Here is a 24,250-nt window from a genome sequence, read left to right as displayed (position 1 = left end):
CATACATATTGCCTATGCCTAGCCGACTAGTCTGTTGCCGCCCTGTTACACCTTGAATTATTTAGCGTATTACTCGCTCAAGCTATAAGGGGTATCTCAATAATAAGGTATCAACCTGTTAAATAGAGTGATATTGAAACCTGAACATTGCAATAATGCAAGGTTTAACCATAGTGTTTACCTGTCTATTTTTATCACTCGCTGCTTTTACAAACCAGACTGTGACTTCAAGTCAGGTTTCATCTGTGATATAAACTTTCTGACAACAACGCCTTCATAAGAAGGCGCAATAAAACAATTATTCAGGATAGCTATTATGGTTACTTTTCATACCAATCACGGTGATATTGTTATTAAGACTTTTGACGATAAAGCCCCTGTTACTGTCGAAAACTTTTTAAGCTATTGCCGTGAAGGTTTTTACAATAATACCATTTTCCATCGAGTCATTGACGGTTTCATGATCCAAGGCGGCGGCTTTGAGCCAGGCATGAAACAAAAAGCAACAAAAGCACAAATCAAAAACGAAGCTAACAATGGCTTAAAAAATACGCGTGGTACTCTTGCTATGGCACGTACCAACGATCCTCACTCAGCGACAGCACAGTTCTTCATTAACGTTGTTGATAACGACTTCCTTAACTTCCGTTCAGAACGTCCTGAAGGCTGGGGCTATTGTGTCTTTGCTGAAGTTGTAGAAGGCATGGACGTTGTTGACAAAATCAAAGGCGTTGCAACAGGAAACAGCGGTTTCCACCAAGACGTTCCTCGCGAAGATGTTGTGATCGAAAAAGTGACTGTTAGCGAATAATTCGACTCAACAATATGTCCACTTATATCATTGCAGATTTGCATTTGAGTGAAGATGAACCGGCGATCACCGCCGGTTTTATGAATTTTATTCATCAGCAAGCAATTCATGCCGATAGCCTCTATATACTCGGTGATTTTTTCAATTACTGGATTGGTGATGACGATAAAACCCCACTCCACCAGCAAGTCGCCAATGCCCTAACAATGCTCACTGAGCGAGGCATTCCCTGCTACTTTATCCATGGTAATCGAGACTTTTTACTTGGGAAACGTTATGCCAAACAATGTGGTATGACTATACTCAACCAAGAAACATTACTGGAGCTTTATGGTAAACGCGTACTCATTTTACACGGTGATACACTGTGTATTGATGATCAGGCTTATCAAAATTACCGTAAAAAAGTGCATACGCCTTGGATCCAACGCCTATTTTTAGCCCTACCGCTGTTTATTCGCCGGCGGATAGCAGAAAAAATGCGCCAAAACAGCCAATACGCCAGCAGTATGAAGGCCGAATCAATCATGGATGTCAACCCACAAGCGGTGATTAACGCCTTAACAAATTACCAAGCTGATTGGATGATCCATGGGCATACACATCGTCCTGCTATTCATGAAGTGAAGGTTGGTGATAAGTGCTGCTATCGTGGTGTATTAGGAGCATGGCACCATGAAGGCTCCGCATTTGTGATTAACGAACAAGGTATCGAACTTATTTTTTTCCCTTTCGAGCCTGAGACACACTCGACTCGCTCTTAAACCCCCAGTCTGTCTGCTGATATTTTAACCACGCAAACGTTTTCCTTCCCCTTTTACCATGATATGATCGAGGTAATTTATTTTTCCCACCTCACGGTGAAAGTTTATTAACCACAGGATCACATCAAATGACTGCCCAAGTATCTGCACAATCTGCGGCTAAAATCGCCATTGTTATGGGTTCTAAAAGTGACTGGTCAACTATGCAACATGCGGCGGATGTTTTAACTGAGCTGCAAGTGCCCTTTCACGTTGAAATCGTCTCAGCACACCGTACGCCTGATAAATTATTCTCCTTTGCTGAAAAAGCAAAAGCAAATGGCTTTGATGTGATCATTGCTGGTGCAGGTGGCGCGGCACATTTGCCGGGGATGCTAGCTGCGAAAACATTGGTTCCTGTATTAGGTGTTCCTGTGCAAAGTGCGGCTTTAAGCGGTGTCGATAGTCTCTATTCTATTGTGCAAATGCCAAAAGGCATTCCTGTTGGCACATTAGCAATTGGCAAAGCTGGAGCAGCAAATGCGGCATTATTGGCAGCGCAAATTTTAGCAAACACTGACACAGCCTTATTAACACGCCTATCGGCTTGGCGCGAAAGTCAAACTAATGACGTGTTGAACAACCCAGACCCTCGGGAGGCGTAATGAAACCTGTTTGTGTCCTTGGTAATGGTCAATTAGGAAGAATGTTACGCCAAGCAGGTGAACCACTTGGTATCGCGGTGTTTCCTGTTGGTTTAGATGCCGAGCCAGAAGCCGTTCCCTATCAACAAAGTGTCATTACTGCAGAAATTGAGCGCTGGCCTGAGACACCACTGACCAAAGAATTGGCCCGCCATAATGCATTTATTAATCGCGATATTTTCCCTCGCCTAGCTGACAGGTTTCCCCAAAAAAGTCTATTTGATTCATTGGGCCTAGCAACCGCTCCTTGGGCCTGTCTTGAATCCAAAGATCAATGGCCTGAGTTATTCTCAACACTTGGCGATTTTTTGATAGTTAAACGTAGGACTGGTGGCTATGATGGGCGCGGTCAATGGCGTGTTCGCCCTGGTGATGAAGCCAGCCTGCCCGATGAAATCTACGGGGAGTGCATTGTCGAACAAGGTATCCCTTTTGATGCCGAAGTTTCAGTCATTGGCGCACGTAACCGTGCTGGTGAGAGTGTGTTTTATCCGATTACCCATAACCTACATCAAGAAGGGATTTTACGTACCAGCGTAGCGTTTCCGAAGGCAGATAACTCACAGCAAAAACAAGCACAATCCATGTTGAGTACAGTAATGGATGAGTTAGATTATGTTGGCGTGATGGCAATGGAATGCTTTGTGGTTGGTGATAAGTTACTCATCAATGAGCTTGCTCCTCGCGTGCATAACAGCGGCCATTGGACTCAAAATGGTGCCTCTATTAGCCAATTTGAGCTACATTTGAGGGCTATTTTAGATTTACCAATGCCATCACCAGAAGTGTTTAGTCCATCCGTTATGGTTAATTTGATTGGTACTGATGTCAACTCACACTGGCTCAGCCTACCACTCGTACACTTACACTGGTATGAAAAAGAAGTACGCCCAGCCCGCAAGGTTGGTCATTTAAATCTCACGCATAATGCTCCGTCAATGCTTGCTGATACATTAGACGCACTCGTCGATATGTTACCAAATGAGTACAAAAGTGGCATTGAATGGGCAAAAGCAAAATTAAACTGGTACTATGCCCAATAAACAGGGAAAATAGCGCGATACGATGCCCGATATTTTCGGGCATTTTGCGTTTATATCGCTGTCTTTTTTGTGCAAAAAACAGGCAGAGTGACCGGAGTTGACATGGTAGCCTCAAATTCCCCGTTGTTTAGCCCACTTTATCAGTGGAGTATCCTCATTTTGTTAGGGATGGTCTATTTTTTAGCCACCGCGACAACCTTTACCTCGTTAGGTGTTGTTCTCCCCAGTATGATTGAGGAACTGCAATGGAGTTGGACAGAGGCAGGGTTTGGTTTCACGTTATTGGGGTTGACTTGTGGTTTAGCCAGTTTTCTTCCGTCTGTCCTGATCCGTAAAATCGGCGTTCGCCTCACCCTTTTACTCGGTGCTCTCGTCTTTATCGCGGGGTTTTATAGCCTCTATTCGACCGAAACCATCAGTCGCTATTTTCTCGGTACTGCCCTGATAGGTATAGGCTTTACTCTACTCGCGACCGTTCCGGGAACCTATGTTCTTTCTCGCCTATTTGAAAAACAGTCTCTCGCTTTTGGCCTCTATTTTACCATCGGGGGATTAGGGGGCGTCGCGGGGCCTTGGATCTATTTCTATGCGTCAAACCAGTTAGGGTCATGGCGTATGCACTGGGTACTCTGTGCGCTTTATCTCGGTATTGTCACACTGCTGACTATTTTGGTCTTACGCGAAGGTCAACGCGAACGTGAACACGCTAAAAGCGTGGTACAAAAACAGGTCAGTGATGTTAGCAAACCTATTTATCGCACCAAAGAAGTTTGGACAGTACGCCGTGCGCTACGTACTTGGCAATTCTATTTAATCGCAGCAACCTATACCTCATTTTTATGGTGCGGTATTACAGTAAACAGTTTTGCCGTCGCTCATATTGAAGAGCGTGGTTTTGGGATCACCGTAGCTGTTTCATTACTCAGTACCATGGCATTTGTGAACGCATTTTCACGCTTTATTGGCGGTGCGGCGGGCGAATGGTTGGAACCGAAAAAACTGTTAATTGGTAGTTTGATTATTATGATCATTGGGGTTATTTCTCTCAGTATCGCCACCTCTTGGTTATGGTTAATACTGTTTGTGCTCTGTGTTGGTATCGGCTATGGCATGACTTTCTTAGCATCTAGCGTATTATTATCGAACTATTTTGGCAGAGGCCCCTATTTAGAGTTATTTTCTGTCGTTAATTTGCTATCGACCCTCGCTTGCTTAGCCCCCTTTATTGCTGGTGCTATTAAAGATTATACGCACAGTTTCACGCCGGCATTTCTTATTATTGTGGCTCCCGTTATTGTGGTGCTAATGTTTACATTAATGATGAAGCCGCCTGAGTTATCCGCTAAAAAATAATGGTGGCGGTAAAAATCACGATGTTTACAATTGGCGATAAATAAAAAAGCTCGGGCTACTCCCCGAGCAAAATCAATATAGACAAGGAAATTAAGGATTTAACAACGCAGGCACTTTCAATAAAATAAATTCGTTATCATCCGCTTGGTTCGGTTCGCGACTGGATGAGAATGGATAATTATTATCGTTGCCAACAATGATGTGTTCACCGTCGACAACATCCACATTTTCAATTGTAAAGAATGGGAAGGTAAATACGCCATTATTCAATGGTTTCTTCGCGACGCCTTCAGGATCTTTAATATTCATTAAGTCTACATAGGCTTGCTTATTAACTGGCTTACCTTGGTTTTTATCGGAAAATTCAACCCGATAAACTCGCTTAAATTTAGCTAAATGACTAAAGCAATGTTGGGTATCCGTAGCCCCCTCTGCACAAGCTTTATCGGCGGTTCCCTCGCCATTATCACGTTCAATAATCAAGCCATGAGTATCGTCAATCATATTAAAATCACCGATGGCATTTTGATTATCTTCAAAAACATATAACCAGCTACGCCCCGTCCATTGTTGTTTTTTCACATCAAATTCAAGAATGCGTGCAGCCCGTTTCCCTTCTACGCTCTCATAATCTTGTTTTTCGCTATCCCACAATGCGCCTTCGAGCATTGGATAGAGTTTGCTACCATCTGGCGATGAGGCCATCCCCTCAAAACCTTTTGAACGGTTCACTTGAAAGCTGACGCTATCGCTTGGCTTAGCCGGTGTTGTCACTTGATAATGATCTGGTGACACGACCTTTTTCCCATCAACGTACGTTTCAAAGAGAGCAAGCACCTTGCCATTCAGATCCATCTTAATCAAATACGGGCCAAACTCCTCTCCAATCCATAATGCGCCATCGGCAAACTGGAAGCTTTCAGGGTCGAAATCACTTCCGGTTAAATAACGCTTATCCGTGCTTTCATTAATAATATGGAACGGAATGATTTTATCGGGATCATGAAAGAAAACCGTTTTTAATGGCGTTGCTTTTCCAGTTTTAAAGTCGATGTCGTATTGAGTTAAATACAGCATTGAATCAGGTGAGTTAACTTTATTGCCGTAGCCATTGTCAGTCAGTACCCAATAAGTGCCATCTGACATACGTTTGATGCCTGAGTGCCCTTGTAATGGCTGCCCTTTAATGGGAACATGCATGCCTGTCGGGCGATCGGCTGACTTCCCTTCAACGCTTCCCAATGTCTCAATACGACTTCCCGTCGTGTATTTACCACTGTTTTGTAAATCTTTCGCTGCATCCGTTGGGGCAGATATCGTCGAATTCACAGGTAACACCGCGTGCCCTGCTAATGTTGCTGAAACTTCTTGTTGTGCGTATCCCGTGGTAGAAAAAGTAATCAATGTCGCGAGTAATGATAAAGAGCGCAATTTTATGGTGCGGCGATGCTGCATTATTATATTCCTATCAAATAGTTAATCATTTGTTGACCATAGGATCATAAACAGCATTGATGACAGTTTAGTGATAGATATAAGACAGTTATTTTATTCAACTAGGGCAAGTAACAAGCTATTTTTCAAAGAAATAAAATTCGCGGCTAAATAGGAAATAGCCCAGATCACATGTTATCTGCGATCTGGGCGTTGAAAGGTTGTTGTGTGGTATATCAATGCGATTAATTATTCGGCATGCGACGATGCTGATTGCCTGTTCCTAGCAATCTTAATCCTAACCAACTACCACAAATAGACAGTAATAGGGCTGCACATAATGGTAATAGTAACCACATTGACCATTCAGGCTGCCAAGGGAAATCAAACACGCGAGTTTGCAGTAACCATAAAGCGACCTCAGCACCAAAGGCAGCAGCTAATCCAGCCATTAGCCCTAATAGCGCAAACTCACTCCATAAGGTTTTACGCATCAGTTTCCGGCTTGCCCCCAAGGTACGATAGACCACTAACTCACGCTCCCGCTGACTCATACCAACCTGAATTTGCGCTAATAACAACAGTAGGCCACAAAAGATCACCAACACGACCATCACTTCCAGTGCTTGGCTGACCTGTTGAAGGATTTGTTGTATTTGAGTAATTAATGCCCCTGTATCCAATACATTGATGGTTGGATAATGACGACTTAAGTCTGTCAGTAGCTTACCGTCGCCATCATAATGGAAACTGCTCATCCATGTTGCAGGCACATCTTTTAATGTTCCTTCAGCAAAGATAAAGAAGAAGTTTGGTCGCAAACTTTCCCAATCAACAGTACGAATACTAGTGACTGTTGCACTAAATACCTGAGCGCCGGCATTAAAAGTGAGTTTATCTCCGATTTTAAGTCCTAATTGTTTCACGACGGTTTGCTCGATAGAGACCTCACCGTCTTTAGGCGGCCAAGTGCCTTCATCAACCACATTGGCTTCCGGTAGTTTAGCTCGCCATGTTAGGCTCAGCTCGCGTCGCACGGTATTATTATTTGGATCACGCTCGTCCGCCCACTCTATCGCTGAGCTATCATTTATCTCTGATAAACGCGCTAAGATCACAGGATAAAACTCCGTCGGCTTCACTTGGTGTTGCACAATTAGCTCCGTTACAGGTTTAATCTGCGATTCATTCATATTGATCAAAAAGTAATTAGGGCTATCCGCTGGCAGTTGTTGCTGCCACCTATCCAATAAATCCCCTCTGACTAGGAGCAACAGGGCTAACAGCATAAATGAGAGTGAAAAGGCACTCATTTGCGAGACCGTTTGTAAAGGTTGACGCAATAAACGGCTCACCGAAAGCCGTAAGCTTAATTGCTTAAACTTAAATTGGCGTAGTACCCATAACCCTAACCAACCAATCAAAGCTAATAAAATAGCGACGATCACGATGCCCACTAAAATCGACCATAATAGTGGGTTCACACCTGTAAACAGAAATAACCCACCAACAACAATTAAGGTGACAATAGGTAAATAGTAACGTAATGGCCAAACAGGTGAGTTAGCATCTTCACGTAATACCCGTGATGGCTGCGTTGCAATTAACTGACGATAAGGACGAATCCCCACGAGAATAGCAATCACAAACAAAGTTCCAATCGCCCAAACCCATGGCCATAAACTGGCAGAAGGTAACGCTTTCGGCAGCATTGCACCGAGTATTTGCATTAAAATACCTTCAAAAGCTAGCCCTAGTAGCGACCCTAGCAAGGCTGCGGCTATCAAAATAGCCAACCACTGGCCTATTATCCATTTTTGTAACGCCGAGCGCCCTGCACCCAAGGTTTTAAGTACAGCAACTAATTGGTGGCGGCTACGGCAATAGTGAGTCATCGATACCACCACCGCCGCTATTGCTAGCAACAATGTCAGCAATACCGACAGTAATAAAAATTGCTGCGCCCGCTGGAAAGTTTTTCCTACCGCCCCACTATTTTCTTTTAACGTAAACCAACGTTGATCCGTTCTTAATTGCCCATCAAACTGAGATTCAAAAGCATCAACTGTGGCGGTTTCTCCAGCAAACATATCTCGATAGGTTAATCGACTCCCCACCTGTACGGCGCCTGTCAATTCAGCATCTTCTAATGAGATAAGTACTCTCGGAGCGATTTGGAATGGGTTAAAGCCGCTATCCGGCTCTTGGACTAATGTTCCAGCAACTTTTAGGGTCGCGTCGCCAATATCGATGTTATCGCCAATTTTTAAGTTAAGTAATTCCAACAAGCGAGGGGCAACTAAAATTTCCCCTTTGGTTGGTCGAAGTCCGGCTGGCTCAGTGATAAGCTCGCCATAAAGTGGATAAGCCTGATCTGCGGCTTTAACCAGCACTAATTGTGGACGTAAATCTTCATCAGCCGTCGAATAAGCCATAGTAGAAAACGACATTTGTTGGCTTAGTTTTAGCCCCATCGCTTCTGCTTGTTGCAACCACTCAGGATCACTGGGATAAGAGGAGCGCAACACCAAGTCACCCGCTAATAGCTCTCGGCTTTGGTAGCTCATGCTATTTTCAATACGGTCACTAATACGCCCTAAAGCAAGCACACAAGCGACGGCTAAAGTCAGCGCCAGCCAGACGATCAGAAGTGATGGCGTTTTCCACTCACGCCAAAACCAACGCCAAATCATGCTTCTTCCCTCAATACACCATCTACCAGTCGTAAGCGACGCTGGCAACGGGCAGCTAATTCGTTATCATGTGTCACAAGGATCAATGTTGTGCCATGCTCTTTGTTCATGGAAAATAGAAGATCGGCGATTTTATCGCCAGTATGTCGGTCAAGGTTTCCCGTTGGCTCATCGGCAAACAGAATTTTAGGCCGCCCATTAAATGCTCTTGCTAATGCAACGCGCTGCTGTTCACCTCCAGATAACTGCGCCGGCATATGTTTTAAGCGATGGCCTAACCCAAGTTCAGAAAGCAAGGCGGCTGCTTGTTGATAGCTCTGTGACTCTGGCTCACCTCGCAATAGAGCAGGCAATTGCACATTTTCGAGGGCATTAAGTGTTGGTATCAACATAAAAGATTGAAAAACAAAGCCCACACTCTGGGCACGCAAATAAGCGCGTTGTTCTTCATCCATTTGGGTCAATTCGTGCCCTAATAGGCTAACGCTGCCACTGCTACCATCATCTAAACCGGCAATAATGCCTAATAAAGTCGACTTACCAGAACCAGACTCGCCAATTAATGCAATTGTTTGACCGGACTCGACAATTAGTTCAACACCTTGCAATATAGTGAGTTCATGTTCCCCTTGACCAACACGTTTAATGAGATGATGAACTTCAAGAATATTTTCCGCCGACATTTACTGGTATTTCTCCTATTATTTGTCGCAAGTGGGCAAGCACTCGCAGCCACAAAACTGTTAATCCTTGGTGACAGCCTCAGTGCAGGCTATCGCTTACCGGCAGAGCAAGCATGGGCTTCACTCCTTGCCGAACGTTGGCAGAAATCGTCGCCACCCGTTATTGTCATTAACGGTAGCATTAGTGGAAACACCTCAGCCCAAGGGCTAGAGCGCCTTCCTGCCTTACTTGAACAACACAAACCCGATTGGGTATTGATCGAGTTAGGTGCAAACGATGGTTTGCAAGGGCTATCTGTTAAACAGATGGAGAACACACTACAACAAATTATTGAACAAATAACGCAGTCCGGTGCGAAACCGCTTTTAATGCAAATTCGTATACCGCCGAACTACGGTAAGCGTTATACTTCTAGTTTCGAAAATGTTTATCCTGCACTTGCACAACAAAACGCGGTTCCACTACTGCCTTTTTATATGGAAACCATCATTACTAAACCTGAGTGGATCCAACAAGATGGTATTCACCCAACTGTAGAAGCTCAACCTTCTATCGCTGATTTTATGGAAAAACAATTACTCCCTTATTTAACTTCTTCAGCAAATTAAAAGAATAAATAAGTGGGTAATTGTAAAGCAGTTTTTATATCAATTTGAGCCTATAGGTAGGTAAAGTTATGCAAAAGTCGGTATTTATCACCGGTGCTTCTAGCGGTATTGGCTTTTGTGCCGCCCAAACACTTCGCAAACGAGGTTATCATGTGATAGTTGCCTGCCGTAAAGAAGCTGATGTTTTGCACCTAAAAGGACTAGGCTTCGATACTGTTGTACTCGACCTCGATGATAGCCATAGCATAGATAGCGCTGCCGATGAGGTATTGACGCTATGCCAAGGGCGCCTTTTTGGCTTATTCAATAATGCCGGCTTTGGTGTGTACGGCGCGCTAACGAGTATTAACCGCCAGCAATTAGAGTCTCAATTTTCGACTAACTTTTTCGGAATACACCAATTGACCTTGCGCTTGCTTCCAGCCATGCTAGCTCATCATGAGGGGCGTATCGTACAAACTAGCTCGGTAATGGGAATTATTTCAACGCCGGGTCGTGGTGCCTATGCAGCGAGTAAATATGCGTTAGAGGCATGGTCCGATGCGCTCCGTTTGGAGCTAAAAGGCACGGGTGTCCATGTCAGTTTAATTGAACCAGGCCCCATCCATACCAATTTCACCAGTAATGTGGCGCAAACACAGCAAGATAATCCGGTTAAAAACCCAGGAATTGCACAACGTTTTACCTTAACGCCAGAACATGTGGTCGCAAAATTGGTACATGCCCTTGAAAGCCCTCGTCCACGTATCCGTTATTCAGTCACTTTGCTCACCGTCATAGTTCGCATACTGAAACGGCTGCTACCGGATTACTTGATGGATAAAATACTGGCAGGTCAGGGAAAAAAGGCTTGAAAAAAAATAAAATAGCCCCACCTTTAGAGTATTAAAAACTTATTTAAAAGAGATATTTTATGCAATCTTTTGCCCAAATCGTGGATGTTAATGAACAAAATTTACACCAAGTTGTAGAACAATCCATGCAGATGCCAGTTATGTTCTACTTCTGGTCTGCACAAAGCCCGCACTGTCAAGAGTTTGGTGCGACTCTCGATAAAATTGCCAATGACTATGCGGGTCTGTTTATGTTGGCGCGCGTCAATTGTGACGTAGAGCAAAATGTTGCAGCTCAATTTGGTCTTAGAGCAATACCAACCGTTTATATTCTGCAAGAAGGTCGTCCTGTTGATGGTTTCCAAGGCCCTCAACCCGAAGAAGTCGTATTAGAGATGCTTTCGCGCGTATTGCCTAGTCCAGAAGAGTTGAAAGCCGCACAAGCAGCAGAGTTGATTGCTGAGGGGAAACCTCAGGAAGCGCTACCGTTACTTAAAGAAGCGCATCAGCTTAATGAGAAAAACAGTGATATCACCCTGTTATTAGCAGAAACACAGATCGGTCTGAATCTTGTGGATGAGGCAGAAAAAACACTGACATCGGTTCCGATGCAGGACCAAGATAGCCGCTATCAAGGGTTAGTGGCACAAATTGAGTTGCTCAGACAAGCGGCGGATACGCCAGAGATCCAGCAATTACAACAAGAATTTGATGCTGACTCAGACAATGCCGAGCTAGCTGTGCAATTGGCATTAAAATTACATGAAGTGAATCGCAATGAAGAAGCTTTAGAAATGCTATTTAGCTTCTTGAAAAAAGACCTCAGCGCTGGAGATGGCGCCGTGAAAAAAACAATGATGGATATTATGTCGGCAATGGGAACAGGAGATGCGATGGCCAGTAAGTATCGCCGACAAGTATATTCATTACTTTACTAAATAAGGAATGATCATGGATTTGTTCGCGTTTGGTGCTATACCGATTATTATTTTTATTGCGATTGTTATTGTTTTTACCTGTGTCAAAACAGTACCGCAAGGCTATCAATGGACGGTTGAACGTTTTGGTCGTTATACCAGAACATTGCAGCCGGGGTTACATATTATTGTGCCATTTATGGATAAAATAGGTCGTCGCATCAATATGATGGAGCAAGTCCTTGATATCCCATCGCAAGAAGTTATCTCGCGTGATAATGCTAACGTCACCATCGATGCCGTCTGTTTTATTCAAGTCGTTGACCCAGTGCGTGCAGCTTATGAAGTTAGCAATCTTGAGCTGTCTGTTTTGAACCTGACAATGACCAATATTCGTACCGTATTAGGCTCCATGGAGCTGGACGAGATGTTGTCACAACGAGATTCCATCAACTCACGCCTTCTGCACATTGTGGATGACGCAACCAACCCTTGGGGGGTGAAAATCACCCGTATCGAAATTCGTGATGTTAAGCCGCCGAAAGAGCTAGTCAACGCGATGAATGCGCAGATGAAAGCAGAGCGTACTAAGCGTGCCGACATTCTGGAAGCTGAAGGTATTCGTCAAGCGGCTATCTTGAAAGCGGAAGGTGAAAAACAGTCACAAATTCTCAAAGCAGAAGGGGATCGTCAATCTGCATTCTTACAAGCAGAAGCCCGTGAAAGGGCTGCTGAGGCGGAAGCAAAAGCGACTAAGATGGTTTCTGAGGCTATCGCGGCGGGTGATATGCAAGCAATCAACTATTTCGTTGCTCAGAAATATACCGAGGCACTGACAAGTATTGGCTCTGCTGACAACAGTAAAGTGATCATGATGCCACTTGAGGCGAGCAATTTAATGGGCGCTATCGGAGGGATTGCTGAACTTGTCGGTGAAAGCAAAAAAACGCACTCGAATAAGAAACAGGAAAACTCATGATAGAACTTATCAGCGCTCAACCTGCATGGTTTTGGCTGTGCCTTGGTGGTTTATTGCTGATTGGTGAACTGCTCGGCACCGGTGGTTATCTATTATGGTCGGGGATCGCCGCTGTTGCGGTGGCGATCATTACTTTCGTGCTGCCTTTTCTGGGTTGGGAATGGCAAGGGATTTTATTTGCTATCTTAACTATCCTTTCAGCCGTATTATGGCGGAAATGGTTGAGTTTACGTAAAAACTCACAAGCAGATGAGGTCAACCAAAAGAGCCACCAACTCATTGGCACTAAAGTCCGTCTGATTTCCGATACGGATGAAGGTTTTAGCCGCGCACGCCTAGCCGATGGCAGTTGGCGAACATACAGTGAGCAACCTTTAAAAGCAGGCACTGAGGTGATCATCACCTCAGTGGATGGGATCACTCTGCATGTTAAGCCTTATCATGATGGCAACAACCCCGAGACAAGTGATCAATAATCGGGCAGTCTGCATTCTCATCACCGGGACAAGCGTCCACTAAGTTTTGCAGCGTATCTTTAATAGCAGACAATTTCGCGATTGTCTGCTCTAACTCTGCAATTTTCGCCATTGTGGTATTTTTCACATCCGCGCTGTGTCTTGCTGGGTTACGGAACAAACTCAATAACTCGCCGCACTCTTCTAACGTAAAACCGACATCTTTTGCCTGTTTTAACAGACCTAATTCATTAAGGTGTCTATCTTGATAATAGCGATAACTATTTTCCCCCCGTTCAGGTGGAGTAATTAAACCTTTTTCTTCGTAAAAACGAATGGCCTTTGCGGTAAGACCGGTTTTCTTGGCAATTTCACTAATATTCATCATACCCCTTGACCTTACCCTTGAGGGAAGGTTTAACCTTCCCTACATATCAAAAAATTTATATTTGTTTAAAAATTTCAGTGTATTCTGCCATGATAATAAAAACGACAGGATCCGTCATGAGTTAAGGAGATTTTACTTATGAGTAGCAAAATCATTCTCTCCCTGCAAGGGCTAAGTTGTATGCACTGTGTTGGTACAGTCACCAAAGCACTTGAAGCCCGCTCGGACATTGATCATTTCAACGTCACCATTGAGTATGCAGTGATTGAAAGTAATGCTAGCGCTCAATCATTGATTGAAACTATTCAACAGGCGGGTTATGACGCAAAAATGGCCGAACAACCGGATATCACGCTACAGCTATCCGGCCTTAGCTGCATGAACTGTGCCGGTAAAACCCAGCAAGCACTTGAAGCGGTTGACGGTGTAGCGGCTGCTATTGTCGATACTCAACAAGCAAAAGTTTACGGTAGTGCAGCAGCAGATACCTTAATTAATGCGGTTGAGCAAGCAGGCTATCATGCAAAAGTGGCACAACCCAGTCAGGTGACATTAGCATTATCGGGGCTTAGTTGCATGAAATGCGCTGAAAAAACCCGCCTTGCCCTTGAGGCCGTTGACGGTGTTGATCATGCGGATGTTGATACTAACTCTGCCGTGATATATGGTAACGCACCTGTAGAGGCGTTAATTGCCGCTGTGGCTGATGCGGGTTACCAAGCCACATTAAATCAAGCGGGGGCTAACTTCCCAAAAACGCAGCCGCTAGCAAAATCGCCTGAACAGCCGGAAACTGACTCAGCGGCAATCTGTGAAATACCGGCTCAAGAGTCCGATTTAGGCGAGCAACCTGACATCTCCCCTTCAGATGACAGTATCCAGCTATTATTAGATGGTATGACTTGTGCAAGTTGCGTTAATAAAGTGCAAAAAGCCCTCAACAGTGTTCCGGGCGTTGAAAATGCCCGTGTTAACCTTGCTGAGCGTAGCGCGCTAGTGACAGGAACAGCACAGCCAGCCGCACTGATAGCTGCGGTGGAAAACGCTGGCTACGGCGCCGAAATCATACAAGACGAAGCTGAACGCCGAGCACGGCAGCAACAAGTCGCTGATGCAAATATGCGCCGTTTTCGTTGGCAATCTGCACTTGCATTAGCCCTTGGTATCCCTGTGATGATCTGGGGGATGATCGGCGACAATATGATGCTCACGCCACAAAACCACTCAATTTGGCTAACCATTGGGGTTTTAACTTTCGCTGTGATGGTCTTTGCTGGTGGTCATTTCTATAAAAACGCTTGGCAAAGCCTAAAAAATGGCAGTGCGACAATGGATACTTTGGTCGCACTCGGTACAGGTGCTGCTTGGTTATACTCAATTGTCGTCAACTTGTGGCCTGAGATTTTCCCTGAGCAAGCACGCCATCTCTACTATGAAGCTAGTGCGATGATTATTGGTCTGATTAATTTAGGCCATGCACTAGAGCAACGTGCCCGCCAGCGCTCCTCAAAAGCCTTAGAGCGATTACTGGACTTGACGCCTCCGACTGCCCGCGTGGTTACCGAGCAAGGTGAAGTGGATATGCCACTTGAGCAAGTCAAGAAAGGGATGACTTTACGCCTAACAACGGGGGATCGTGTACCTGTTGATGGCGAAATTATTGAAGGTGAAGTCTGGCTAGATGAAGCGATGCTAACCGGTGAACCCATTCCTCAACAAAAAAGCAAAGGCGATCAGGTACATGCAGGCACTGTCGTTCAAGATGGTACTGTGTTATTTCGCGCGGCGGCTGTGGGTAGCCAAACCACACTAGCGCGTATTATCCATCTTGTGCGCCAAGCTCAAAGCAGTAAGCCTCAAATTGGCCAATTAGCCGATCGTATTTCATCGATATTCGTACCTGTCGTGGTTGCCATTGCTGTCATTTCAGGGCTTATTTGGTATTTTGTCGGCCCAGCCCCGCAAATTACCTACGCATTAGTCATCACCACGACTGTTTTGATTATTGCTTGTCCGTGTGCTCTTGGTCTGGCGACCCCCATGTCAATCATCTCTGGCGTTGGGCGGGCGGCAGAATTTGGTGTGCTTGTCCGTGATGCCGATGCTCTGCAACAAGCAAGTGAGTTAGACACTATCGTCTTCGATAAAACAGGCACATTAACAGAAGGCATGCCACAGGTTACCGATATCCATACCTTTAATGGCTTTTCTGAGACAGAAGTACTACAACTTGCGGCTTCATTGGAAAGTGGCTCTAACCACCCGCTTGCTCGTGCAATTGTCAATCGAGCCAAAGGGCTCTCCTTCCCTACAAGCGAACAATTTAGGACATTAGCGGGTCTCGGTGTCAGTGCCGTCATCGAAGGCAAAACGGTATTACTTGGTAACCAAAAATTATTGATGCAAAGTCATATCGATACCAGTGCGATTGAAGAAACATTGCATCAACAAGCTTCAATGGGGGTTACCCCCGTTTTGTTAGCCGTAGAAGATAAAATCGCTGCATTGCTTTCTATCCGTGATCCATTACGTGAAGACAGCGTCAGTGCCTTAGCTCGCTTACATAAACAAGGCTTTCGTTTAGTTATGTTAACAGGGGATAACCCAGTTACCGCAAAAGCCATCGCAAAAGAAGCGGGAATTGATGAAGTGATCGCAGGCGTCATGCCAGATGGTAAATCGGCTGCAATCGAAGCTTTACAAGCCAAAGGCCATAAAGTGGCAATGGTTGGCGATGGGATCAACGATGCCCCCGCACTGGCCCGTGCCGATGTTGGTATCGCAATGGGAGGCGGCAGTGATATTGCGATAGAAACAGCATCGATTACCTTAATGCGCCAAAGCCTACATGGTGTTGCAGATGCGGTTGCTATTTCAAAAGGCACATTGCGCAATATGAAACAAAACCTATTCGGTGCCTTTGTCTACAACACATTGGGGATCCCAATTGCAGCGGGTATTCTTTACCCTCTAACAGGAACATTGTTGAACCCTGTGGTTGCAGGTGCAGCAATGGCTCTCTCCTCAATCACCGTCGTGACTAACGCTAACCGACTGCTACGCTTTAAACCGAAACAACAATAGGCTACAGCCCGACATTGAGTTTAACTGAATGTCGGGCTTTTCACGCTTAGGTAAATTGCTCGTGATATCATGCCTAACCCCAATCCAATTTTACAGATAAAATAGCGCAAAGTGAGTCGCAAATCGCTACAAGATTGTTTAATCTAAAGGACTGATACTAAAACGTAGGAAAGTGAAATGGCCAAGCTGCTCGAAAACTTAAAAAACTGGTTACATACAGAAGCAGCTCCCGTCTACCCTTATCCAGCTATTGATGTTCGCTTATCAAAAAATCTTAAGCTGCATATTGTTGGTAGTATTCATATGGGAACTGAAAACATGTTTCCACTTTCTGACATTCTTCTCGATAAACTCAACCGAGCCGATGCCCTGATTGTTGAAGCCGACATCACGGATACCCGCTCCCCCTTTATAACCGATAATGCTCTTCGTGCCCCCCTACAAGATCGCCTAAGCGCTGACGAATATCAACGACTGCAAAGTTGCTGCCAAGAAATACATCAAAATCCAAACCAATTTGATGCGTTACCCTCATGGCAAGTCGCCCTAATTTTACAATCCACCCAAGCTCAAGGGTTAGGACTACACGGGCACTATGGGATTGATTACCAATTACTCCGTAATGCACAATCTCAGCGGATGAAAATCATCGAGTTGGAAGGTACTGATGCGCAAGTCGAGCTATTATTAAACTTGCCCCAAGAAGGCTTACCTTTATTACAAGATACGTTAGAGCACTGGCGCGCTAATGCCCGTTCATTACAGACCATGATAAGCTGGTGGCTTGATTACCAACCCCATAACCGTGTCACATTACCTAAAACATTCAGTGATGATGTTTATCGTGTTCTCATGGAACAACGTAACCAAGATTGGAGTAGCAAGCTAAAGGCATTACCTGATGGTAATTATGTGGTTACCGTTGGTGCTTTACATTTATTTGGTGATGATAGTTTAGTTAGTTATCTACGAAATTGAATACAAAACAGGTAAAAACATGACTCCCGCTGTAAAGTTACTTGAAAAACAAAAAATAAACTTCACGCTCCACCCTTATGATCATGATCCTAATGTGCATGATTTTGGTAATGAAGCAGTGAGCAAACTCGGTTTAGATGCTAAACAAGTTTTCAAAACGCTACTTATTGCACTTAATGGTGATCAAAAAACGTTAGCGGTCGCAGTAACCCCTGTATCAGGGCAGTTAGATTTAAAACTGGTTGCTAAGGTTTTCAAAACCAAAAAAGTTGAAATGGCCGACCCACAGATAGCACAAAAAACAACAGGTTATTTAGTTGGAGGGATAAGCCCACTAGGGCAGAAAAAACGTCTGCCTACCGTTATCGATAGCCAAGCGCAACAATTTTCCACCATCTTTATTTCTGGCGGTAAAAGAGGGTTAGACATTGAAATAGCGCCACAGGATTTAGCTCGCGTTCTCAATGCAACATTTGCTGAAATAAAGAAAGTGTAAATCCCCTGAGCGTTGTTATCGATAATACTCTCATTTCCCTTACACTATCAATTCATCATACTGGTTTATACTTTATTATTTATAAGTCATAAGCCAGTCGATTTATCATAACTTTATAAAATAGTCATCATCTAAAATAAATGAGCACCTTTATTAAATCGATTGATATATAAGCATATTTTTATATGCTACCAGCTTGAATTATGAAAATTATAAATTAATATTTATTTTTATATTACATTTAAAAATCCAAAAATTATTATTTACCGTATAAATAAAATAATAATTTATATCCGTCTTAATAGTAACAACTCAAACAGACTCCTAAAGGTTAAAAACCGTTTCTGTTTTATTTGCGATGAATGTTATGAACGCTCAATGCATTTGGCATCATCATAGAAACCATGTAAGGAGAACCTATGTTATCAGTTGGAATTCAAGCTGTTGCCATTCATTTACCAGAAGGTTTACGCACTAATGCATGGTGGGATAAAGAGGCCATCACCTCTTCTCATTCACCTAAATTTTCAACTCACCAACACCAGTCTCTTTATGATAAAGCCATGCAACCTTATCTATCCGATCCCTTTTTAGGCAGTGTCGAGCGCAGAGTCGTGGTCAATCATGAAAGCGCTTCCTCACTCGGGATCAAAGCAGCAACCAAGGTGTTATCAGCCGCAAAAGTCGCCGCTAGTGATATAGATTGCCTCATTGTCACTTCCATGTTTGATGACCATATTGGTTGTGGTGATGCAGGCTATATCGCACAGGCACTCGGTATCGGTGGTGGCGCCTTTAATATTGGGGCAACCTGTAATAGCTCGATGTCAGCATTACTAACAGCTTGTGGCTTGGTAAGCAGCGGCTTAAATAACAAGGTATTAGTCATTGCCACAGCACTATTCTCTCGGGCACTTGACGACGACAATGCCGCCATGCGTTTTCATGGTGACGCATCCACCGCCTTCATCGTAGGCCCTGTTAAAGAAGGATATGGCCTGCTGGGCTCTAAATCGTTACACCTTGGTGAAACATGTGGCACTTGGTGCTTTAAGGTCGTCGAAGACCAATATTCGCCAACAGCGCAACATATCCGCCTCAGTTTCAATAAGCCAGTAACCCACGTGCTACGTTCAACAGCGGAATATTACCTTAAACAGACCGTAAAAGGCGCATTAGCCAAAGCAAAACTCTCTATTAACGATATCGATTGTGTCGCACTCAATGCCCCGACAGCTTGGCATGCCGAGTTTTCCGCTAATGTATTGGGGATCGAACCCAAACGGGTCATCAATACATTTCCTCAATTTGCTTACAATGGCCCCGCCATGATGCCGATCCATCTGTATACCGCAGCGATACAAAAATCGATTAAGCCCGGCGGCATTATGCTGTTATACGCCTACGGAGGACAAACAGAAGCGTCAGCCGCTGTATTGCGCTGGCCTAATGTTATCCTTGGTGCACCACCGGAGCCTGCTTCCGTGATCGATCATAAAGACATACCGTAGATGACCTCTTTCAAGGTGCAAAATTAGTAAGCTTAACCAACGGCATTTGTTAACTTGCTGGATTTACGTTATTTTTGGTCAGATCACAAAATAGATTTCTCGAGATAAAGGGGGAATAAAACGCTCCTTGTTACTGCAATCTTCATCATGAAAAAGGTACTCAAAAATGGCAGTTGATGAAAATGGCTATATCTGCACATTAAAAAAGCAACCTATACCCGCGAGATATCAAGAACTACTCACATCTGTTCAATCACAACTACTCGCTCAGTATGGCGATAGAATTTGCAGTATTTTTATTTATGGTAGCGTTGCACGTGGCAAAGCTACTCCTCCTAAATCCGATCTGGATCTCTGTGTTATTTTTCACGGCAATATTGATAACACAGAGGCTTTAGCGCTCAGCAAGATAGGCGAAAATAGCCTTCGACTTTACCCTATTGTTCCAAAGGTGGATTTCGATATAGCCAGTCAACAGGAGGTCCTGTCACCGAATAACACCAACAGTTGGGGATACTGGCTAAAGCACCATTGCCGTATCATTTATGGTGACGACCTTTCCCGATATTTTCCCCTATTCCGCCCATCAAGGGCCATCGCCTTAGCCGTCAATGGTGATTATCACACCACTCTCTTAGATTACATTCAGAAAATGGCAAGTACGGATGATCAGGCAACGTTCTTAAAATTATCCAAAGAAGCTTCTAAGAAACTTATCCGCTCTACAAATATTTTACGGACGCCTAACGACACAGACTGGCCAGATACATTAGATGAACATATCACTCGGCTACACAATAAATATCCTGCCTTAGCGCATCAATTACCCTTTTTTATGGCGCAAATCCAGTTCGCGGCTTACTCTAAAAAAGATTTTATCCCCCATTTGCACACGGCAATAACTCGCCTATTGCAAGCAGATGAAAGTATGAAAGCAAACGAAAAGGCCTGACCCCAGTTACTATCTGGGATCAGGCCTTGTAAGCAGTTCACTCGCCTATTGAAATGTTATTAATAGGCGACTTGGGCATTATTTTTTATAAACAATTTCGCCTTTTGGTTCATAGTCTGCCGCTTTTAGTGGTGAATGTTTTTCAATATAGCCTTTCAACACTTCTGCATCGACAAACCCTGTATTGACGTAGTTAGGATGATTATCAATTTTCGGATAGCCATCACCGCCTATAGCATTAAAATTCAGTGTTGCCATACGGTAAGTTTTTTCAGGATCAACTGGCTTACCATCAATTTTCACGTCACTGATGCTACCATCCGGATTAACAGTCAGGCTGACATTATAAAACTGTGCGTAAGCGCCTGAATCAGGTTTCATGTTCGCAGCAGCCTGCAAATATGGAAGCACTTCGCTGCCTTTGAAGTCAACATACACTAATTCATTCGTAAATGGCTGTACCTTTAAAACATCTTTATATGTAATATCACCGCTCTCAATCGAATCACGGACACCGCCGCCACTCATAATTGCAAAATCAGCACCTGCACGCTCTTTTTGTGCCGCTAACAAGAGACGCCCCATGTTAGTTTGCACAAAACGAACTTTACTACGGTCGCCTTCGAGTTTGCCTTCAACAGAGCCAACTTTAACATTCAGCTGCTCACCCCCTTTCTCTTGATAAGGTGTCAGTAACTTCATCATTTCTGGGTTGTGCGCAATTTCTTGAGTGTAATAGACACGCTCAGTGGTGCCATCTTCTTTAGTCACTTTCTTTTTCAAGTTGATAGGGATCAATTGGTAATGTTTCAGTGTGAACTTACCATTTTTAAATTCGAAATCTGCGCGACCGACATATTTCCCCCATTCATGGGCTTGAACGATCCAAGTGCCATTTTGATTATCAGGTGCACAAGGTGTTCCCGGCACATAGTCGACTTGTTTATAGTTTTTATTCTCCGCAGACATACAAACGGGATCTTGTGAGTGACCACCTACTATCATATCTAAATATCCAGCAGGTAAACTACGAGCCATTTCAACATCACCCGGTGCATTCGAACCATGTTGACCGTCATCGTAGTGCCCCATATGGGTGGCTGCAATAATAATGTCTGGCTTTTCAGTCTCACGCAGCTCTTCAATCACTTTTTTCGCCTCTACCGATGGCGTTCTAAATTCCACATCTGGGAAATTAGCTGGATTGCCGAGTTTCGCTGTATCGTCCGTGGTCAATCCTAATACGGCGATTTTGACGCCTTGCTTATCAAAAATTTGATAAGGCTTGAACAAGCGTTTACCGGTGCTAGTTTGGTAAATGTTGGCAGATAAGAATGGGAAATTAGCCCATTTTTCTTGGGTACGTAACACTTCAAGCGGATTATCAAACTCATGGTTACCTAATGCCATCGCATCATAACCGACTAAGTTCATCCCTTTAAAATCAGGCTCTGCATCTTGCAAGTCAGATTCAGGTACACCTGTATTGATATCACCACCAGAAAGCAGCAATAGGCTTCCACCTTGTTTCGCAACTTCATCACGGATTTCATCAACCACCGTTTTTTGAGCCGCTAAGCCATACTCACCGTGATCGTTATGCCAGAAGTGACCATGATGGTCATTAGTATGCAAAATGGTGATGTTATAGGTTTTATCTTTTTCCCAAGCATTTGCCTGTGCGATAGGCAACAGTGCTAAAGATACCGTTAATGCGCATACCGATGCTTTAAAGGTTAATTTCATCTCTTTCTCCCTGCCGATATAGGAATTTTGTGCGGTATAAGTAGATAATAAGTTTAATATCACCGCCTATCTTATACTCTATATCATTTAAGATACGTCACGGACGTATTACCATAGAAATATAAGGCAGGCTGTGTCTCATACGAATGAGCGCCGTCAGTAGCACCACACGTTGAAGTATGATGAGTATATAGCACAAAACCGCGATCATAATTAGATAACCAGTGCATAAAATGATGCTTGTTTCATTAAAGTGAGACATCAATCAAAATAATGACACGAGTGACTTTTTTTATCGTGATATTTATTAGTTCAAATAAATTACAAATACGCTATATTGATAACAATTGTGCAACACAACTAGAAGTTACTAACTATGAGCGACCAAACAACAAGTTCTAGCAATACCGCACCATCAAAGCCTATCAGCAAAACAGGCAAAACCGTTTTCAGTATTCTAACCGCAATTAGCTTCTCTCATTTACTGAATGATATGATCCAGTCTTTGATATTAGCTATTTATCCGTTATTGCAATCCGACTTTTCATTAAGTTTTGCACAGGTTGGTTTGATCACGTTGACTTACCAAATTACGGCATCACTACTACAACCGATCATTGGCTATTATACTGACAAACATCCACAACCTTATTCACTCCCAATAGGAATGGGCTTTACGCTAACAGGTTTGTTGCTACTCGCTATGGCGGAAACCTTCCCGGTTATTTTGCTTGCTGCTGCGCTGGTAGGAACAGGCTCTTCCGTATTCCATCCTGAATCATCTCGCGTTGCGCGTATGGCATCAGGGGGGCGACATGGCCTTGCACAATCGTTCTTCCAAGTCGGTGGAAATTTAGGTTCCTCATTAGGCCCGCTACTCGCGGCACTCATCATTGAGCCATATGGTAAAGGGAACGTTGGCTGGTTCTCTCTGGCGGCCTTATTAGCTATTGTGGTTTTATTGCAAGTGAGCCGTTGGTATAAGCAACAGCATCGCACCACCAGCAAAAAACCAGTTCGTCACGTGGAAGTCAAAGTACTACCACGTAAAGCGGTGATTGGCTCATTGACGATATTGCTGATTTTAATTTTTTCCAAGTACTTTTATCTAGCCAGCATTAGTAGCTATTATACCTTTTATCTCATTGATAAATTTGGTGTTAGTGTACAAAACGCCCAGTTCCATCTGTTTATTTTTCTCTTTGCCGTCGCAGCAGGAACCATGATTGGTGGGCCTGTTGGCGATAAGATCGGGCGCAAATATGTTATTTGGTTTTCTATTTTAGGCGTTGCGCCTTTCACGCTAATGCTACCGCATGCTTCCCTGTACTGGACCAGTATTTTGACCGTTATTATCGGATTAATATTAGCTTCTGCATTTTCAGCCATTTTAGTCTACGCACAAGATCTCATCCCCGGTAAAACAGGCATGATTTCAGGGCTATTTTTTGGATTAGCATTTGGTATGGGAGGCGTTGGAGCGGCAGTGCTAGGGCAGATTGCCGATAAGACCAGTATTGAACAAGTTTATCAATATTGTGCTTTTCTACCATTATTAGGAATTTTCACTGTACTACTACCAAATTTAGAACAAAAATAACCATTTCTCTTTATTTCACCCATACTTATTGAAAAATAAGTATGGGCATTTCCTTCTATATCCCACTTAAAATTCAATAAAAAATCATAAAAATGACATCTTTGTAACGATTTAGCACTAATACAGTACTTTTATTTGAAAAACATTGAAATTTTTTAAGGAAATTTTTCTCAAATAACGATAAAATAGAATTATATGCAAAGCGCATTCCAAAATACGGGAATTTTATTCCTAAAAA

The 24,250-nt window shown here is 43.7% G+C and carries 21 protein-coding genes; 16 read left to right on the top strand and 5 right to left on the bottom strand.

The window, feature by feature from the left end; all coding sequences use genetic code 11:
• Positions 1-316: 316 nt before the first annotated feature.
• The 5 genes from ppiB to I3B46_RS05995 all read left to right on the top strand — a co-directional run bounded on the left by ppiB (position 317) and on the right by I3B46_RS05995 (position 4,654).
• Positions 317-811, top strand: coding sequence for a peptidylprolyl isomerase B (gene ppiB, locus I3B46_RS06015; RefSeq protein WP_004922346.1), 495 nt, complete (start codon positions 317-319; stop codon positions 809-811).
• Between the two features lie 14 nt (positions 812-825).
• Positions 826-1,575, top strand: a complete 750-nt coding sequence (locus I3B46_RS06010) for a UDP-2,3-diacylglucosamine diphosphatase (RefSeq protein WP_036941271.1) — start codon at positions 826-828, stop codon at positions 1,573-1,575.
• A gap of 128 nt (positions 1,576-1,703) precedes the next feature.
• The gene (gene purE, locus I3B46_RS06005; protein ID WP_004922352.1) at positions 1,704-2,219 is read left to right on the top strand and encodes a 5-(carboxyamino)imidazole ribonucleotide mutase; all 516 of its coding nucleotides are present in this window, start codon (positions 1,704-1,706) and stop codon (positions 2,217-2,219) included.
• A complete protein-coding gene (gene purK / locus I3B46_RS06000) occupies positions 2,219-3,301 on the top strand; it encodes a 5-(carboxyamino)imidazole ribonucleotide synthase (RefSeq protein WP_104872887.1) in 1,083 nt (360 codons plus the stop codon). Before purE ends, purK begins: the two co-directional genes overlap by 1 nt.
• A gap of 102 nt (positions 3,302-3,403) precedes the next feature.
• Positions 3,404-4,654: an MFS transporter gene (locus I3B46_RS05995; RefSeq protein WP_014656536.1), complete on the top strand. Its 1,251-nt coding sequence runs from the start codon at positions 3,404-3,406 to the stop codon at positions 4,652-4,654.
• A gap of 90 nt (positions 4,655-4,744) precedes the next feature.
• Here I3B46_RS05995 and I3B46_RS05990 read toward each other — a convergent pair whose 3' ends face one another.
• From I3B46_RS05990 to ybbA, 3 genes are all read right to left on the bottom strand, one after another.
• On the bottom strand, positions 4,745-6,109 hold the full coding sequence (locus tag I3B46_RS05990) for an esterase-like activity of phytase family protein (protein WP_104872888.1): 1,365 nt from the start codon (positions 6,107-6,109) through the stop codon (positions 4,745-4,747).
• Between the two features lie 224 nt (positions 6,110-6,333).
• Positions 6,334-8,781, bottom strand: coding sequence for a putative ABC transporter permease subunit YbbP (gene ybbP / locus I3B46_RS05985; protein ID WP_104872889.1), 2,448 nt, complete (start codon positions 8,779-8,781; stop codon positions 6,334-6,336).
• Positions 8,778-9,464, bottom strand: coding sequence for a putative ABC transporter ATP-binding protein YbbA (ybbA, locus tag I3B46_RS05980; protein WP_014656538.1), 687 nt, complete (start codon positions 9,462-9,464; stop codon positions 8,778-8,780). The genes ybbP and ybbA overlap by 4 nt, the downstream gene beginning before the upstream one ends.
• Here ybbA and tesA point away from each other — a divergent pair.
• The 5 genes from tesA (at position 9,432) to I3B46_RS05955 (ending at position 13,278) form a co-directional block, all read left to right on the top strand.
• Positions 9,432-10,073 carry a multifunctional acyl-CoA thioesterase I/protease I/lysophospholipase L1 gene (gene tesA, locus I3B46_RS05975; protein ID WP_036941282.1) on the top strand — a complete coding sequence of 214 codons (642 nt, stop codon included), beginning with the start codon at positions 9,432-9,434 and terminating at the stop codon, positions 10,071-10,073. The genes ybbA and tesA overlap by 33 nt on opposite strands.
• 68 nt (positions 10,074-10,141) lie before the next feature.
• The gene (locus tag I3B46_RS05970) at positions 10,142-10,927 is read left to right on the top strand and encodes an SDR family oxidoreductase (protein ID WP_104872890.1); all 786 of its coding nucleotides are present in this window, start codon (positions 10,142-10,144) and stop codon (positions 10,925-10,927) included.
• A 59-nt stretch (positions 10,928-10,986) separates the two neighbouring features.
• Positions 10,987-11,844: a co-chaperone YbbN gene (locus tag I3B46_RS05965; RefSeq protein ID WP_014656541.1), complete on the top strand. Its 858-nt coding sequence runs from the start codon at positions 10,987-10,989 to the stop codon at positions 11,842-11,844.
• Between the two features lie 13 nt (positions 11,845-11,857).
• A complete protein-coding gene (locus I3B46_RS05960; RefSeq protein WP_014656542.1) occupies positions 11,858-12,802 on the top strand; it encodes an SPFH domain-containing protein in 945 nt (314 codons plus the stop codon).
• Positions 12,799-13,278, top strand: a complete 480-nt coding sequence (locus I3B46_RS05955; RefSeq protein WP_004922378.1) for an NfeD family protein — start codon at positions 12,799-12,801, stop codon at positions 13,276-13,278. The genes I3B46_RS05960 and I3B46_RS05955 overlap by 4 nt, the downstream gene beginning before the upstream one ends.
• On the opposite strand, the gene cueR is transcribed toward I3B46_RS05955, so the two are convergent.
• A complete protein-coding gene (gene cueR / locus I3B46_RS05950) occupies positions 13,232-13,642 on the bottom strand; it encodes a Cu(I)-responsive transcriptional regulator (RefSeq protein WP_014656544.1) in 411 nt (136 codons plus the stop codon). The genes I3B46_RS05955 and cueR overlap by 47 nt on opposite strands.
• 141 nt (positions 13,643-13,783) lie before the next feature.
• Between cueR and copA the strand changes: the two genes are divergently transcribed.
• From copA to I3B46_RS05925, 5 genes are all read left to right on the top strand, one after another.
• Positions 13,784-16,729: a copper-exporting P-type ATPase CopA gene (gene copA, locus I3B46_RS05945; RefSeq protein ID WP_053110363.1), complete on the top strand. Its 2,946-nt coding sequence runs from the start codon at positions 13,784-13,786 to the stop codon at positions 16,727-16,729.
• Between the two features lie 177 nt (positions 16,730-16,906).
• Positions 16,907-17,707, top strand: coding sequence for a TraB/GumN family protein (locus tag I3B46_RS05940; protein ID WP_104872891.1), 801 nt, complete (start codon positions 16,907-16,909; stop codon positions 17,705-17,707).
• 19 nt (positions 17,708-17,726) lie between these two features.
• Positions 17,727-18,203 carry a Cys-tRNA(Pro)/Cys-tRNA(Cys) deacylase YbaK gene (gene ybaK, locus I3B46_RS05935; RefSeq protein ID WP_004922388.1) on the top strand — a complete coding sequence of 159 codons (477 nt, stop codon included), beginning with the start codon at positions 17,727-17,729 and terminating at the stop codon, positions 18,201-18,203.
• Positions 18,204-18,622: 419 nt separating this feature from the next.
• Complete coding sequence (locus I3B46_RS05930; RefSeq protein WP_104872892.1) at positions 18,623-19,714, top strand: 3-oxoacyl-ACP synthase III family protein; 1,092 nt, start codon at positions 18,623-18,625, stop codon at positions 19,712-19,714.
• A 166-nt stretch (positions 19,715-19,880) separates the two neighbouring features.
• Complete coding sequence (locus I3B46_RS05925; RefSeq protein ID WP_163761958.1) at positions 19,881-20,666, top strand: nucleotidyltransferase domain-containing protein; 786 nt, start codon at positions 19,881-19,883, stop codon at positions 20,664-20,666.
• A 78-nt stretch (positions 20,667-20,744) separates the two neighbouring features.
• On the opposite strand, the gene ushA is transcribed toward I3B46_RS05925, so the two are convergent.
• Positions 20,745-22,412 carry a bifunctional UDP-sugar hydrolase/5'-nucleotidase UshA gene (ushA, locus tag I3B46_RS05920; RefSeq protein WP_004922398.1) on the bottom strand — a complete coding sequence of 556 codons (1,668 nt, stop codon included), beginning with the start codon at positions 22,410-22,412 and terminating at the stop codon, positions 20,745-20,747.
• A gap of 376 nt (positions 22,413-22,788) precedes the next feature.
• Between ushA and I3B46_RS05915 the strand changes: the two genes are divergently transcribed.
• A complete protein-coding gene (locus I3B46_RS05915) occupies positions 22,789-24,012 on the top strand; it encodes an MFS transporter (RefSeq protein WP_004922399.1) in 1,224 nt (407 codons plus the stop codon).
• The last annotated feature ends 238 nt before the right edge of the window (positions 24,013-24,250 follow it).

Source organism: Providencia sp. 2.29 (assembly GCF_015832305.1).
GTDB classification, from domain to species: Bacteria; Pseudomonadota; Gammaproteobacteria; order Enterobacterales; family Enterobacteriaceae; genus Providencia; species Providencia stuartii.
This window is presented reverse-complemented; position numbering and strand designations above follow the sequence as displayed.